General features: G+C 67.4%; 13 protein-coding genes. 9 read left to right on the top strand and 4 right to left on the bottom strand.

Annotated elements, in window-relative coordinates; genetic code table 11:
- The first annotated feature begins 82 nt into the window (after positions 1 to 82).
- Positions 83 to 2,395, top strand: a complete 2,313-nt coding sequence (locus EV646_RS21540) for a hypothetical protein (RefSeq protein WP_132151264.1) — start codon at positions 83 to 85, stop codon at positions 2,393 to 2,395.
- Between the two features lie 72 nt (positions 2,396 to 2,467).
- Positions 2,468 to 3,079 carry a class I SAM-dependent methyltransferase gene (locus EV646_RS21535; protein WP_158290998.1) on the top strand — a complete coding sequence of 204 codons (612 nt, stop codon included), beginning with the start codon at positions 2,468 to 2,470 and terminating at the stop codon, positions 3,077 to 3,079.
- A gap of 23 nt (positions 3,080 to 3,102) precedes the next feature.
- Here EV646_RS21535 and EV646_RS21530 read toward each other — a convergent pair whose 3' ends face one another.
- The 3 genes from EV646_RS21530 to EV646_RS21520 form a co-directional block, all read right to left on the bottom strand.
- Positions 3,103 to 4,305 carry a mannosyltransferase family protein gene (locus EV646_RS21530; RefSeq protein WP_241996225.1) on the bottom strand — a complete coding sequence of 401 codons (1,203 nt, stop codon included), beginning with the start codon at positions 4,303 to 4,305 and terminating at the stop codon, positions 3,103 to 3,105.
- 131 nt (positions 4,306 to 4,436) lie between these two features.
- The gene (locus tag EV646_RS21525) at positions 4,437 to 6,659 is read right to left on the bottom strand and encodes a transglycosylase domain-containing protein (protein ID WP_132151260.1); all 2,223 of its coding nucleotides are present in this window, start codon (positions 6,657 to 6,659) and stop codon (positions 4,437 to 4,439) included.
- 99 nt (positions 6,660 to 6,758) lie between these two features.
- A complete protein-coding gene (locus EV646_RS21520; protein WP_132151258.1) occupies positions 6,759 to 8,246 on the bottom strand; it encodes a short-chain fatty acid transporter in 1,488 nt (495 codons plus the stop codon).
- A gap of 215 nt (positions 8,247 to 8,461) precedes the next feature.
- Between EV646_RS21520 and EV646_RS21515 the strand changes: the two genes are divergently transcribed.
- From EV646_RS21515 to EV646_RS21490, 7 genes are all read left to right on the top strand, one after another.
- Positions 8,462 to 9,046, top strand: coding sequence for a PadR family transcriptional regulator (locus EV646_RS21515; RefSeq protein ID WP_132151256.1), 585 nt, complete (start codon positions 8,462 to 8,464; stop codon positions 9,044 to 9,046).
- Positions 9,043 to 10,122 carry an inositol-3-phosphate synthase gene (locus EV646_RS21510; RefSeq protein ID WP_132151254.1) on the top strand — a complete coding sequence of 360 codons (1,080 nt, stop codon included), beginning with the start codon at positions 9,043 to 9,045 and terminating at the stop codon, positions 10,120 to 10,122. Before EV646_RS21515 ends, EV646_RS21510 begins: the two co-directional genes overlap by 4 nt.
- Before the next feature lie 66 nt (positions 10,123 to 10,188).
- Complete coding sequence (locus EV646_RS21505; RefSeq protein ID WP_132151252.1) at positions 10,189 to 11,019, top strand: DUF72 domain-containing protein; 831 nt, start codon at positions 10,189 to 10,191, stop codon at positions 11,017 to 11,019.
- Between the two features lie 359 nt (positions 11,020 to 11,378).
- The gene (locus EV646_RS38925; RefSeq protein WP_158290997.1) at positions 11,379 to 11,552 is read left to right on the top strand and encodes a hypothetical protein; all 174 of its coding nucleotides are present in this window, start codon (positions 11,379 to 11,381) and stop codon (positions 11,550 to 11,552) included.
- Positions 11,549 to 12,538: a hypothetical protein gene (locus EV646_RS21500; RefSeq protein ID WP_132151250.1), complete on the top strand. Its 990-nt coding sequence runs from the start codon at positions 11,549 to 11,551 to the stop codon at positions 12,536 to 12,538. The genes EV646_RS38925 and EV646_RS21500 overlap by 4 nt, the downstream gene beginning before the upstream one ends.
- A 195-nt stretch (positions 12,539 to 12,733) precedes the next feature.
- On the top strand, positions 12,734 to 13,363 hold the full coding sequence (locus tag EV646_RS21495) for a hypothetical protein (protein WP_132151248.1): 630 nt from the start codon (positions 12,734 to 12,736) through the stop codon (positions 13,361 to 13,363).
- Entirely contained in the window at positions 13,342 to 13,620 is a 279-nt protein-coding gene (locus tag EV646_RS21490; protein WP_132151246.1) for a hypothetical protein, read from the top strand. The genes EV646_RS21495 and EV646_RS21490 overlap by 22 nt, the downstream gene beginning before the upstream one ends.
- A gap of 143 nt (positions 13,621 to 13,763) precedes the next feature.
- On the opposite strand, the gene EV646_RS21485 is transcribed toward EV646_RS21490, so the two are convergent.
- On the bottom strand, positions 13,764 to 14,192 hold the full coding sequence (locus EV646_RS21485; RefSeq protein WP_132151244.1) for a hypothetical protein: 429 nt from the start codon (positions 14,190 to 14,192) through the stop codon (positions 13,764 to 13,766).
- Between the last annotated feature and the right edge of the window lie 43 nt (positions 14,193 to 14,235).

Below are 14,235 nucleotides of genomic sequence, written 5' to 3'. Positions count from 1 at the left end.
GCTGTCTGACTGGTACAGCCGGTATGCCCCGTCGGGCAACGTTGGACGAAATAGCCGTCCGCAACGGTTAGGCTCCATCACTATGTCCGACGGGTCTGGCAGGTCTACCTGGCCACGGTTCGTGGGTGCACTCGTCTGGCTGCTCCCAGCGGTGACCGCGTACTGGGTATTGGCCGCCACAGGGGTGACGAACGGCGAGATCCTCCGTTACACCGCTTACTTCATCGGCGGCGTCGTGCTGCCGGGCGTGCTGCTGCTGCGCGCCTTCGCGCCGGCCCGGCGGACCTGGCCGGAGGACATCGGCATCGGCATCGTCGTCGGGCTCTCCTACGAGTTGCTCGGCTGGGCCTTGTTCACGGCCGCTGGGAAGCAGCAGTGGCTGGTGGTGTGGCCTGCGGTGGTGCTGGTCGTCTTCGCCGCCGTACCGCGGCTGTGGCGTTGCTGGCGGGCACAGGACGCGCCGCGGCTGCCGTTCGCCTGGGGCGCGACGCTGGCGATCCTCATGTCGCTGACGTTCCTGATCCACTACGGCGCCTCAGTCAGTGCACTGCAGGTTCCCGCGGACGGCGGCGACTACTACCAGGACGCGTTGTGGCACCTGTCGATCGTCTACGAGCTGGGCCGCTCCGTCCCGCCGCAGATTCCGCAGGTCGCGGGCGAGACGATGCAGTACCACTGGTTCGCCGACGCCCATCTGGCGTCGGCGGCACAGATCACCGGGATCGACCCCCGGCTCGTGCTGTTCAGGCTGTGGTTCGTCCCGATCATCGTCGGGCTCGTACTCGCGGTGGCCGCTCTCGCGCGTCAGGTCAGCCGCGCTTGGTGGACCGCTCCGCTCGCGGTCGCGCTGACCACCGTCGTCACGCGGGTCGCCCTCTGGGAGTACGTCGGCGGCGTCGGAGCCGCTCCACTCGTCTTTCTGAGCCCGTCGCAGTCTTTCGGTACGACGATCAGCGTCGGAGCAGCGGCTCTCCTGATCGGCGTGTTGTTCCGCGGTGCGCCGAAACGGTCCTGGCTCCTCGTGCTGCTGGTCGTGTGCGCAGCCGCCGGCTCCAAGCCCACCAACGTGCCGCTGCTGCTCGGCGGGACCGGCCTGGCGGCGCTGTTCCTGCTGGTGCGGAACAGGCGCCTCTTCTTGTGGACCGCCGGGGCCGGAATCGCCCTGGTGGGTGTGCTGGCAGCGTCGATGGTGACCGTGTCGGGCAGCAGCGCAGGTACTCCGCTGCGCCTGTTCGGGATGGTGCGGGCATTCCCGGGATACACCGAACTGACCGGACTCATCGGCGCTCCAGCGCCGGGTGGCTGGCTCACCGAAGGGCTCCGGAACGCCGACCAGCAGACGTGGAACTGGGCGATCGCGATCCTGGTGTCCGTCCTGGTGAGCAAGTCGGTGCTGGCGGTGTCGTTCCTGGGTCTGGGACAGCGCAAGACCCGTAGCGATCCGGCGATGTGGTGGCTGGTCGGCACGCTGATCGCAGCCCTGGCCGGGTTCCTGGTCGTCGACCATCCGGCCTTTGGTCAGCTCTACTTCCTCAGTGGCGCGCAGCCCTTCGCCGCCGTCGCAGCGGCGTACGTGGTGCACGGCGCGGTCAGCCGACACCGCCGCTGGTCCCGCCGGGTGACCATTATCGGTGGGCTGGTGGCCGGTACGGCGCTCGCTCTGGTGATCCGTGAGTACGGCAACGTCGGGTCCGCGCCTGTCACCCCGGCAGAGATCACCGACGCCATGTCGAAGCCGATGCTGTGGCTTGCGGGGGCGCTCGGGATCGGAGTGCTCCTCTGGCTCGTCGTCTGGATCGCCCGTCGGCAGGTCCGAGGTCTCGGCCTGGCCCTGCTGGTATGCATCGCAGTCAGCCTCGCCCTGCCCAGCCGGCCCTGGTCGGAGTGGCAGGACGCGGTGGACGGGATCACCGGGAAGCGCGAGATCCCTGTCCCGGAACTTCCGCTGTACAGCACGGACGAGATCCAAGCCGCGCTGTGGCTGGAGCAGAACGCACCACCGGACGACGTGGTCGTGACGAACACCGCCTGCCTGGTCCGCCGCCGACCTGGTCCGATCTGCGACTCGCGTGGCTATCTGGTCAGCGGCATCGGGGGTCATCGAACACTGATGGAAGGCTGGGCCTACACCCAGCAGTCGATGGCCAACCAGGGCACCGACGGAGAGCTTGGCTACAGCCTGCTGCCGTCGCCCTGGCCCGATCGGGTGGAACTGACGACGAAGGCGCTCACGGCGCCGACCGCTGAGGTGCTGGCCACCCTGCGCCGTGACTACGACGTCCGCTGGATCTTCGCGGACTCGCGAAAAGGCAAGATCGCCGAGGCCAAACTCGACCGGCTCGCCACTCGCAAGTACACCCACGGAGAGGTCATCATCTACGAACTGAAGGACTGAGCAAGATCGCTTGACTTGACGTGTCTAGACCTGAATCATGATCGAAATCCCCGACCGAGGAGCGAACCCATCGTGGGTCTGAAAGGCCTGCTCAAGCACGTCCCCGCCTACGTTTTGCTGCAACGCATCGTTGGTGCCGACCGCTTGCGCTACCGCTGTATCGAGGAGATCCAGCCTGGTGAAACCGTGCTGGACGTCGGCTGCGGGCCGGCGTACTACTTTCCGCGTCTGCCCAGCCCGCTGAACTACCACGGGTTCGACACCGACGCGCCGTACATCGACTGGGCCAAGGAGCGCTTCGGCGGGGAGAACGCCAGCTTCCACTGCGGCGACTTCGACGAAGCCGCTGCGAAGGCGCTGCCGCCGATCGACGTGGTGCTGCTGCTCGGGCTGCTGCACCACCTGTCGGACGAGCAGTGCACCGGTCTGCTCGACCTGGCCGCGAGTGTGCTGAGTCCCGGCGGCCGCGTGATCACCGTCGACACCTGCTTCGAGCCGACCCAGGGCCGGATCTCGCGGTGGATGTCGGAGAACGACCGCGGCGAGTACGTCCGGGAGCCGGCAGCGTTCGAGAAGCTCGCCCTGCAGTCCTTCGGCGAGGTCGACGGCAAGGTCATCAACGACGCCACGCATGTGCCGGCAAGCTACTGGATGATGCGGATGACGGCCCCGAACCGGACCTGAGCTCAGCCGAACCGGGCCTGAGCTCAGCCGGACCAGCGGCCGGTGAAGAAGGCGGCAGCCCAGATCGCGGCCAGGGGGACCGCGAGGGCGAGGTACAGGCGACCGAGCCAGGGCTTGCGCTGGGCCAGTACGGCGAGGCCGATCCACAGCGGCCACCACAGCAGGGTCGCGCGGGTCAGCGAGTAGATCCAGAACGACGTACAGAACGCACCGACGGTGGCCGCGATCCAGGCGGCCTCGCCCCAGGACCGGCGCCAGAGCAGCCATGCGAGCAGCACCAGGCCGACGGCCAGCGTGACCAGCTCGGCCCGGAACATCCAGGTCCAGTCGCTGCGGTCGCCGGCGAAGTGACCTCTACTCGCGGCCTCGAACGTGTGCACGAGCGACGTCCACGGCCAGGTGAACTCGCGCGCCCAGCCCTTCTCCTGCGCCTCCTGCCAGGCGAACCACGAGCCGTGGATCTGCTTCAGGTACGCCATGAAGCCGAGCACCGGTACGGCGGGCAGCGCCAGCCACGGCAGTGACAGCCAATCCCGCTTCTTCGAGGTGACGAACTCGACCAGCAGGGCGCAGATCAGGAAGATCCCGGACACCCGCACGGTCGATGCCAGCGCCACGAAGATCGCCGCCCGCGCCCACCGGCCCTGCCGCGCCGCCAGCCAGGCGGGAAACGCGAACGCACAGAACAGCGCCTCGGTGTACCCGGCGGCGAGGAACACGCCGACCGGCGCGGCGAACCACATCAGCGCCGCGCTCGGGCCGAGGTTCCTGAGCTCCGGAAACTCGTACTGCGCCAGCCGGGCGAGGTAGATCCCGGCGACCGCGCTGGCCACCGCTGACACGACGATGCCCGCGGCAACATATCCGATGCCGGTCCAGCTGACGATCCGCACCAGCAACGGGAAGCCCGGGAAGAACGCGGCCAGCGGCGCCCCGGACGGCTCGCCGTTGTCGTACCCATACTGCGCGACGGCGTTGAGATGCCACACATCCCACTGCAGCCAGGCCCGCCAGACCTTCGGGTAGTCGGTCCCGCGGTTGAACAGCAGCGGCGCGGAGATGGACAACAGGAACAACCCCGCTCGGGTGACCAGCCACCACCCGAGCACCTCTCGGGTCATCGCGGCCGGCATCCACCGCCGCAGACGCACTCCGTCCACCCGAGCCCGCCGCGCCCGTTGCGGCCGCCCAGGCTTGGGCTCCTCAGCCGCCGTCCGCTCAAACACAGACGCGACCGCCCACCATGAGACCCACCCGAGCCGAACTCACGCCCCAATGGTGCCCCATCCAGGAAAAGGGAGCCGTTGCGGGCGGCAAACGAAGACGGCACCCCGGTGCGGGATGCCGTCTTCTGAAGTTAGCCTGCAGCGGGTTGGTTCGGAGTTCTGGTGGGCTCGGCTGTCGTCGGGCCCCCGGTCGGGATCGGTGGCCAGCCCGGCGTCTTCGTCGGCTTGGTCTTCGTCGGCGTACTCGACGGAGTGTTCGTCGGCGTGTTGGTCGGGGTGTTGCTCGGCGTGCTCGTCGGCGTGTTGGTCGGAGTGTTGGTTGTCTGCGGCGGGGTGTAGGTCGGCGTCGGGCTGTCCTTGATGTCGTCGTCGTCGGGCTCGGGGAAGCCTTCGTCCGGCAGACCCTCGAGGGCGGGCTCCATGAACGCCAGCCAGGTCCGCACCGGCCAGTTGCCACCGAAGAACGCCGGGTCACTGCTGAACGGGTCGAGGTCGGACTCACCGCTCTTGCCGGCGCGATACAGCACCGAGGTGGACAGCTGTGGCGTGTAACCGGTCCACCACGAGGTCAACGTGTCGTCGCCCTCCTTGCAGCCGTCACACTTGGCGTTCTCGGCGCGGTGTTCGATCGCGACACCACCGGCGGTTCCAGTCTTGCCGGCCACCGGGCGGTCGAGCTGACCGGCCCGCTCGCCAGTGCCCTTCTCGACGACGTTCTGCAGGGCGAAGTTGACCATCCGCGCGATGTCCGGGGGGAACGCCTGCTTGATCTGCTTCTCCAGCCGCTTCTCCGACACCTCCACCTTGCCATCGGCGTTCGTCACGGTCTTGATCGTGTGGACCGGGGCGGCCTTGCCGTCGGCCGCGAAGGTCGCGTAGGCGTTCGCCATGTCGACCGGCGAAGCGTACGCATCCGGGCCGAGCACCGTGGACGGGTTGTGCCGGTCGTCCTCCAGGGTCTTCGAGGCCGGGATGCCGGCGGCTTCGGCCGCGTCGACGACCTTGCTCGGGCCGTCGTCACCCATCTGGTTGTCGACCAGGTCGTAGAAGGCCGTGTTGACCGACTGCTCGGTCGCCTTCAGCAGATTGACCGTGCCGTAGTCCGTGTTCAGTTCGTTCCGGAGCTTCTTGCCCTGGATCTCGATCGGGCTGTCGCCTTGGAACGTGTCCCACATGCTCTTCCCGTCCTGCAGTGCGGCGGCCACCGCGAACGGCTTGAACGACGACCCCGGCCGGCCCCTGAGCGTTGCCCAGTTCAACTGGTTCGTCAGGTAGTCCGGCCCGCCGTAGACCGCGACCAGCTCGCCGGTCCCCGGTTTCACCGCTGCCATGCCGATGTGCAGGTTCTGCCGGTTCTTCTTCGGCAACTTCTCCGTCGCCGCCGCGACCATGTCCTTCTGCTTGTTGACGTCGAAGGTGGTCACGACCTTCAGGCCGCCGCCGCTGATCTCGTCCTGGTCGTAGCCCAGCCGGAGGAGCTCCTTGCGGGCCATGTCGAGCAGGAAGCCGTTAGGCCCCTTGAAGCGGTCGCTCTTCTGCTTCTTCTTCAGCGGCGGGACGGCCTTGCTGTACTGGGCGTACTGAGCGTCGGTGATGGTGCCCATCTGACGCATCCCGTCCAGGACGTACTGGTACCGGCCGAGGACACGCTTCTTGGTCGTGGCGTCCTTGTCTTCCGGGTCGAAGATGGTCGGGTTGTTCAGCACGGTGGCGAGCAGAGCCGCCTGGGGCACTGTCAGCTTCGCCGGATCCGGCTGGCTGAAATACGCGTCGCCCGCGGCGGAGACGCCGTACGCTCCCTCACCGAAGTAGATCGTGTTGAGGTAGCCCTCGAGGGTCTTGCTCTTGTCCTGCGAGCGGCTCAGTTTCGTCGCGATGAACAGCTCCTTGAACTTCCGGGAGGCCGTTCGCTCCTGTGTCAGGTACATGATCTTCACGTACTGCTGCGTCAGCGTCGAACCGCCCTGGAGCTGCTCACCCCGGGCGATGTTGATCGCCGCCCGGGCCATGCCGGTCGGCGAGATGCCGGGGTTGGTCCAGAAGGTGCGATCCTCGGCCGCGATGACGGCGTCCTGGACCCGCTTGGGGATCTGCGCCAGTGGGACCGAGTGCCGGTTCTGGTCGTAGAACGAGCCGAGCGGCGTCTTGCCGTCGGAGTAGTACACCGTGGTGGTGTTGGTGGTGAAGGCCTTGTTGATGTCCGGGATCTCGGTCGTCTGGTAGACGATGAAGAAGGTCGCGACGCCGCCGATGATGCCCAGGAAGAAGAGACCGAGGAACCACCCGAGGGCTCGCAGCGCCCAGTGCCTCTTGGCCTTGCGCGCCGGCGCGGCCTTTCTACGAGCTTCACTCACTCTGCAATCCTCGACGATCTCACGGAAGTCATTGCCCCACAGACTACGGTGGGTGTGGTAACGCGCCCGAATCCGCTCCGGATGTTAACAAGTCAGGGGTCACCCGGTCACATGGGGCGCGAGCAGGGTCACAGCGAGTAGCGCGGCCGGGAAACACGCGAGGAACATGGTGAACGTGTAGCCCATGATGTCGCGCGCCTTCAGCCCGAGGATGGCCAGCGTCGGCAGCATCCAGAACGGCTGCAGCAGGTTCGCGCTGGCCTCGCCGAGGTCGTACACCACCACCATCCAGCCCGCGTCCACCTTGAGCTCGTTGGCGGCCTGCAGCACGTACGGCGCCTCGATCACCCACTTGCTGCCACCACTCGGCACGAAGATGCCGAGGACGCAGGAGTAGATCGCCACCAGCGGCGGGAACAGGAACTGGTTGCTTGCCTGCACCAACCACCCGGCCAGCCGCGCGGAGATTCCGGTGTACGCGATCATGCCGAAGATGCCGCCGTACAAGGGGAACTGCAGCAGTACGCCGGCCGCCGCGGGCGCACCGTCGCGCACGGCCCGGGCCATCCGCCACGGCCGCCAGTGCAGGAGCAGTGCGAGCAGGAAGAGGATGAGGTTGACCGTGTTGAGGTCCAGCGCGCTGAAGAAGCTCTTCCCACTGAAGTAGCGGACCAGATAGACCGCCCCGAGTACGACGATCAGCAGGCTGAACACCGGCGAGTGCTCCAGCCAGTCCCCCGGCCGGCGTGTCTCGTTGTCCTCCCGCTGACCGTTGTACGCCGAACCCCGGCCGATCAGTGGTCGCAGCTCGACGCCGAGGTGTTCCGCCGTACGGGCGTTGTCCTCACTCGGTGCGACGAACCAGGCCATCCCGACGCCGACGACGTACACGAAGAGCGTCGCGACGATCGCCTGCCAGGTGAAGATGGTGTCACTCAGCGGGATCAGCCCGCTGGCGTGTCCGCCCGCCTTGATGACCTCCTGCACCGGCGCCGGGCTGCTGCTGGCGCTGGCGACCTGCAGCGCCGCTGAGCCCGACAGGCCCTGCGCCCACACAGTGCCCAGGCCCAGGAACGCCATGGCGCCCAGCGCACGGTAGTCGGCCTTCGGCACGTTGCGCGCCACCTCACGCGCCAGGATGGCGGCGAAGATCAGACTGAAGGCCCAGTTCAGGTACGACGCCAGCATGGCGACTGCGGCGACGAACGCGACCGCGTTCCGCGGGCTCTGCGGGATCCGGGCCAGCCGGGTGATCAGCCGCGCGATCGGTCCGCTGGTCGCGACCGCATACCCGCCGATGATGATCATCGCCATCTGCAGGGTGAACGTGATCAGGCTCCAGAAACCGATGCCCCAGGCATCGACCATGCCGAACCCCTTGGTCGCGGCCGGATCATCGGGGCGCTTCAGCAGCGGCTCGCCGGTGACCAGGCCGAAGACCAGGACGACGAAGGTACCGACCAGGACGAATCCGAACGCGTCCGGCAGCCACTTCTCCGTGAAGGCGGTGAACCGCAGCGCGATCCGCGCCAGCGCGCCTTCGCTCTCGAGCTCGTGCTTCGCGTGCTTCGCATGGCTGTCGGCCATGACCCTCCGCTCCTGGACCACGACGCTGTGTGTCAGCTGATTAACGCAGATCGACGCCTGACGTAACAGGTTTCGCGGCGCGTTCCGTGAGCTAGATGACAAAGGATGGCTTTGTTAGGTCTTGTCCACAGCTCCCTCCTCTGCTTACAGTGGCGGCACGATGTATCGAACCGATACATCAGGTCATGACAAACTAGACCCGAGGGAGGTGGGTCATGGGAAACCGCAGTGGGGTCCTGGAGCTCGCCGTACTCGGTCTGCTGCATGAAGCGCCGATGCACGGCTACGAGCTCCGCAAGCGCGTCAACGCCCAGTTCGGGTGGGGACGCGTGCTGTCGTTCGGTTCGCTCTACCCGTGCCTGAAGGCGATGCTCCGCAACGGCCTGATCACGGCCGACGCCGGTACGCCGGAGTCCGGTCGCAGGCCGAAGATCGTCTACACGATCACTGCCGACGGCAAGGACTACTTCGCGCACGCGATGCACGACGCCGGTCCGTCGGCGTGGGAGGACGACACGTTCGGCGTCCGGTTCTCGTTCTTCGGCCGGACCGATCCGGCCACCCGGTTGCGCATCCTCGAGGGCCGACGGGCCCGGATGGAGGAGCGGCTGGCCAACTTCCGGGCAGCGATGAGCCGGACCGCGGAGCGGATGGACGCCTACACCCTCGAGCTGCAACGGCACGGCCTGGAGTCGGCCGAGCGCGAGGTCCGCTGGCTGAACGAACTGATCGACGGCGAGCGGCGGCAACAGCGGCCCCCTGACCAGCACCAACCGCCTACCCAAGGAGATCCCAGATGACCTCGATCCGCGTTGCGATCGTCGGCGTCGGCAACTGCGCCAGCTCGCTCGTCCAGGGCGTGCACTACTACCGGGACGCGAAGCCCGGAGAGCGCGTCCCCGGCCTGATGCACGTCGTGTTCGGCGACTACCACGTCAACGACGTGGAGTTCGTTGCCGCTTTCGACGTCGACGGCAAGAAGGTCGGCCTGGACCTCGCCGACGCCATCGGCGCCAGCGAGAACAACACGATCAAGATCTGCGACGTGCCGCCGACCGGTATCACCGTGCAGCGCGGCCACACCCTCGACGGCCTCGGCAAGTACTACCGCGAGACCATCACCGAATCCGACGCCTCGCCGGTCGACGTGGTCGCCGCGTTGCGGGAGGCAGCAGTCGACGTCCTGGTCTGCTACCTTCCGGTCGGCTCGGAGCAGGCGGCCAAGTTCTACGCCCAGTGCGCCATCGACGCGGGTGTCGCCTTCGTCAACGCGCTGCCGGTCTTCATCGCCGGCACCAAGGAGTGGGCCGACAAGTTCACCGCGGCCGGGGTGCCGATCGTCGGCGACGACATCAAGTCGCAGATCGGCGCGACCATCACGCACCGGGTGCTGACCAAGCTGTTCGAGGACCGCGGCGTCACCGTCGACCGGACGTACCAGCTGAACGTCGGCGGCAACATGGACTTCAAGAACATGCTCGAGCGGGAGCGGCTGGAGTCCAAGAAGATCAGCAAGACCCAGTCCGTCACCTCCCAGTTGCGGGACGAGATCGACGACCGCAACGTGCACATCGGCCCGTCCGACTACGTGGCCTGGCTGGACGACCGCAAGTGGGCGTTCATCCGGCTCGAGGGCCGCAACTTCGGCGACGTACCGCTGTCGCTGGAGTACAAGCTCGAGGTCTGGGACTCGCCGAACTCGGCCGGCATCATCATCGACGCGATCCGGGCGGCGAAGATCGCCAAGGACCGCGGGATCGGCGGCCCGATCCTGTCCGCGTCGTCGTACTTCATGAAGTCGCCGCCGGAGCAGTACGCCGACGACGTCTGCCGCGACCTGGTGGAGAAGTTCATCCGCGGTGAGGTCGAGCGCTGACAATTCGTCCCTCAGCCCCGCAGTCGGTTTCGACCGGCTGCGGGGCTGTTTTATAGGTTGGGCGGCATGCGGCTGCATGTGGGGTGTGCGCAGTGGACCCACCCTGCGTGGCCACAGCCGTCGCGATCGAAGCTTCAGGCCTATGCCTCGTGGTGCAACGCGGTCGAGAGCAACACCACCTTCTACGCCACGCCTTCCCCCTCGACCGTGGCTTCGTGGGCCGCCCAGACCTCATCCGACTTCCGCTTCGTGGTGAAGCTTCCCCAGCTGATCACCCATGAACGCCGCCTCACCAACGTCGACGCCGACCTCCGCGCCTTCCTCACCGCGATCGAGCCGCTCGGCCCACGCACGCACGTCGTCTGGATCCAGCTCCCCGCCGCCTTCTCCCCCACCGACCTCGGCACCCTCGCCGCCTTCCTGCACCAGGCGCCCCGTTCCTTCAGGTACGCCGTGGAAGTCCGCCACCGCGCCTTCTTCGACGACCCCCGTACCGCTGGCTTGCTCGAGCAGGTACTGGCCCGGGTCGACGCGGAGTGGATCCCGTTCGACACCGTGACATTGTTTTCGCGGGAGGCGACGAGCTACGCCGAACGCGATGCCTGGATGAAGAAGCCTCAGGTCGCACGACGGACTCGGGCGCTGACGGCTTATCCGATCGTCCGGTACATCGGCCGCGACGATGTGTCGGAGACAGTCGATGGGTGGGACTATCTGGTCGAGTCGGTCGTTGCCTGGCTCGGTGAGGGGCGGTCGCCGACCATCTTCCTGCACACGCCGGACAACGCCGAGGCGCTCGGCTTGGCCCGCCGCTTCTACGATGCCGTCCACTTGCGCGTGCCGTCGCTCGCACCACTCCCATCGCCCGTCGAGGTCGATCCTCCCACGCTCTTCTAGGCCCTTTGGGGCCATCCGACTCTCCTGCTTGATGTGGGCGGATGTATGGCGAACACCGATCCCAGTCGGGGCCGTCGAGGAGGTGGCGACTGGGTGGTGGGTGTGCGTGTGGACTGTGGAGGGTTTTGGTGTCGACGGTGGAGGGTTTTCGCGAAATGGCGCAAGAAGCCCTCCACTGTCTGCCGGGGGGCCTCACCTGGCACGCGTCGTCCGTGCAACTCACCTGGCAGATTGCTGCTGAGCAACCGCCCACACACGCGACAGGAGGGCCAGTTATCCACAGCTGAAAAGTTCGCCGTTGGGAGAGGGGCGAATCTCCATATGTTCTCCGCCGAGAAACCGAATCTCGGGAGGACATCATGGAAAACACCGGTAGCAGCACGTCGACCCGCGAGGAGCGACAGGCCCGCGCGGACTGGCTGGTCGCCGAGCTGCGCAAACGCGCGGCCGTCTGCGAAGACCCGAACGAGCAGGCCAACCTGCACCGATCCGCGGACTCGCTGGTCCGCCTGGCCACGGCGTTCCGCGGATGACCGCCGACGTTCTCGCCCCGCGCGCGGGCGTGCCGACCTCACTCGACGAGCTCCTGCAGCGCAGCGCCGCGGCCGCGCTCCAGATCTCCGGCGCCGGCCAGTCCGCCTGGAACGGCCAGGTGATCGAGACGACCGGGAGCATCCTCGGCCTAGCCCACTGGGACGGGACCTTGTATCTCGATCGCGACTGCATCCTCGACCCACTGCGCCAGATGTACGAACGCTCCGGCGAGAAGCAACCCAGAGCGACGCTCGTCCGCTACCGCGAGGCCTTCTCCACGCTGCTGCACGAGCACTCACACTTTCTCGGCCCGGCGGGCGCGACGCAGGAGGCGGCTCGGATCGCCTTCACCGAGCCAGGCGCCCGGCAACTCGAGGAAGGCGTCGCGGAAGCCTGGGCCCAGGACCACCTGAACGAGTACCTGACCCTGCTCGGTGTCGACAAAGTTGCCCCCGGCATCGAAGATGTCCGGGCCCAGGGCCACTACCCGGCCTTCGTCCCCGCGGTCCGCGTGCTCACCGCCGACCTCGAATCCCGCAACGAGCTGGAGCCCGGCGGGCTGCTCAACGTCCTGAGCAACCAAACCGCCGAAGGTCAGTTCCCGGTGATGATCACTATGTTCTACAACTCCACCCAACTGCCCGAGCTCGACTCAGCAGCTCAGGGCGCCGACAACCACCGCCGGATCGAAACCCTCCTCCGCGAAGGCCTCAGCAACCTCGACCGATACGAATTCCTCCCACCCGGCTTCGCCGCCGCGCGCTCCCGCGCCGCCGCCGGCACCCTCCTCACCCGCATCGACGCCGAACTCACCGCCGCCGCATCCGTCCACACCCCCGCCCCCGTCGCCTGCCTACTCCCCGACCCCGCCAGGCCGGCTCTCTCCGGCCTGGCTCCCCCGGAGCTCTCCACGACAACCGCCGTACCATCAACCCTCACCCCAGCACCACGCTCACGCCGAGTCGTGGATCTAGGACGCCGATAAGCCACGTGCCGCCTCCAAACCCACGACTCGGCCCGCATCGCCCCGCTCATGCTCCTCCCGAGCCCGCAGAGGCTGCTTTCCGGAACATAGTCTGCGCCTGGCGCAACTTATGTTCCGGAAACCGCGGTAGCCCACTGCGGCGCTAGGCATGTCGCCGAGCTGGTCCCAAACCCGTTAGCCCGGGACACTGGGGGCGTGGTCGCCAGCGTGCAGGAGCTCATGGCGCAGCAGGCTGTGGCAGCGGTGAAGGTGACGGGTGCGCACCACAGCTCGTGGAACGGCTCGGTGACCGAGCTCCCGGTCGACGACCCCCGACGCGGCGTCGTCGGGCCGGATCAGTCACTCCGCTATCACCCCGTGAGCGTCATCGCCGTACTGCAGGACATGTTCGACCGGGCCGGGCAGCAGCGCGATCTCGAGACGCTGAAGGCGTACCGCCAGGCGCTCAGGGCGGTGTTCCACGAGAACATCCACCTGCTCGCCGCGGCGGGTACGTCGTACGCCTCGGCACTCGACGCCTACTACCGTCCGGCGAATCAGGTTCTCGAGGAGGCGGTCACCGAGCTCCACACCCAGAACGCCCTCGACGACTACATCGACGAACTCGGCCTGGAGGCGATCGCGCCCGGAATCAAGGCAGTGCGGACCGAGCCCGAATACCAGGAATACCTGCCTGCCGCCAAGAACTTCAGCCAGGCCCTCGGCAGCCGCGCCAAACTCTCGGGTGCGAAGGTCATCCACCGGATCGCGGTGGTCAACGCGGCCGAGAAGTTCCGGGTCGCGGCGAGCGGATCGCGACAGCCATGCGCTCGCCCTTTGCCCTGATCCACCACTACGACGCCTCAGACCCAGCCGACCTGATCCTCTCCGGCATGGCCGGCACCAAAGCCGAGCAGGACGCCTACGAAGAGGCCGTCAAGCTCGCCACCTACTGGTCCGCCAACCAGGACCTCCGCCACGCCCTGGACGCCGGCCTCACCCCGGTCTCATCTCCACTCACCCCACGCCCGTCCACCCGAACAGATCCCCAGCCCTCAAAGCCCAGCGCCCCGCGACGTGACTCCCCAGCCCTCAACGACTAACGCCCGCGGCTCCAAGACCGGCGGGTGACCTTGTCTGTCATTGCCGCCTGGTCGCGGTCAAAGCTCGGAGGTGCGTGGTCAGCGGCACGCGCAACGAGGCGGCCGCGAGCCGGTCTGACGTTGGTCGTTCATACGAATGTGGCTCAATCAGACAGGTCTGGGCCGGAGTCCACTCGGCCGCTGCCGAACAGGTCGGAAGCCTCTGTGCTCCGCGGTGTCTCAGGCATCCGGTCGGCGTACCGCTTGACCCGGGCGATCGCCAGGATGAGCGGAAGGCCGAGGAGACCGACGGCGACGAACAGACCGCCGAGTACGCGGTAGCCGGGGTCCTGCAACAGCAGGATCCCGCACGCCGCCGCGGCCGCGGCGAGTGCACCCCAGGGCCCGATCGTCCAGCGACGGGCCGTGCCCGCCGCAGCCAGCCAGCCCGCGAGGACAGCGACGATGGTCGCAACGGTCCCCGCTGCCTCACCATCCACGACGGCCGTCGCCGCCAGCGCAGCGAGGAGAACGATGATGGCAACCCAGACAGGCACCCTGGGTGCAGGTCGTACGTCGCGAAGCTCGGCCACGGCTCGCACCCTACTGCCACGCGGGCTCGTGCATCAGGTGCTG

The sequence above is a fragment of the Kribbella antiqua genome (assembly GCF_004345665.1).
Classification (GTDB): domain Bacteria; phylum Actinomycetota; class Actinomycetes; order Propionibacteriales; family Kribbellaceae; genus Kribbella; species Kribbella antiqua.
This window is presented reverse-complemented; position numbering and strand designations above follow the sequence as displayed.

Bases quoted from the DNA above. Each gene is read 5' to 3' on its own strand.
- EV646_RS21540 (WP_132151264.1), top strand. From the start codon at position 83: ATGTCCGACGGGTCTGGCAGGTCTACCTGGCCACGGTTCGTGGGTGCA.
- EV646_RS21520 (WP_132151258.1), bottom strand. From the start codon at position 8,246: ATGGCCGACAGCCATGCGAAGCACGCGAAGCACGAGCTCGAGAGCGAA.
- EV646_RS21515 (WP_132151256.1), top strand. From the start codon at position 8,462: ATGGGAAACCGCAGTGGGGTCCTGGAGCTCGCCGTACTCGGTCTGCTG.
- EV646_RS21510 (WP_132151254.1), top strand. From the start codon at position 9,043: ATGACCTCGATCCGCGTTGCGATCGTCGGCGTCGGCAACTGCGCCAGC.
- EV646_RS21505 (WP_132151252.1), top strand. From the start codon at position 10,189: ATGCGGCTGCATGTGGGGTGTGCGCAGTGGACCCACCCTGCGTGGCCA.
- EV646_RS38925 (WP_158290997.1), top strand. From the start codon at position 11,379: ATGGAAAACACCGGTAGCAGCACGTCGACCCGCGAGGAGCGACAGGCC.
- EV646_RS21500 (WP_132151250.1), top strand. From the start codon at position 11,549: ATGACCGCCGACGTTCTCGCCCCGCGCGCGGGCGTGCCGACCTCACTC.
- EV646_RS21490 (WP_132151246.1), top strand. From the start codon at position 13,342: ATGCGCTCGCCCTTTGCCCTGATCCACCACTACGACGCCTCAGACCCA.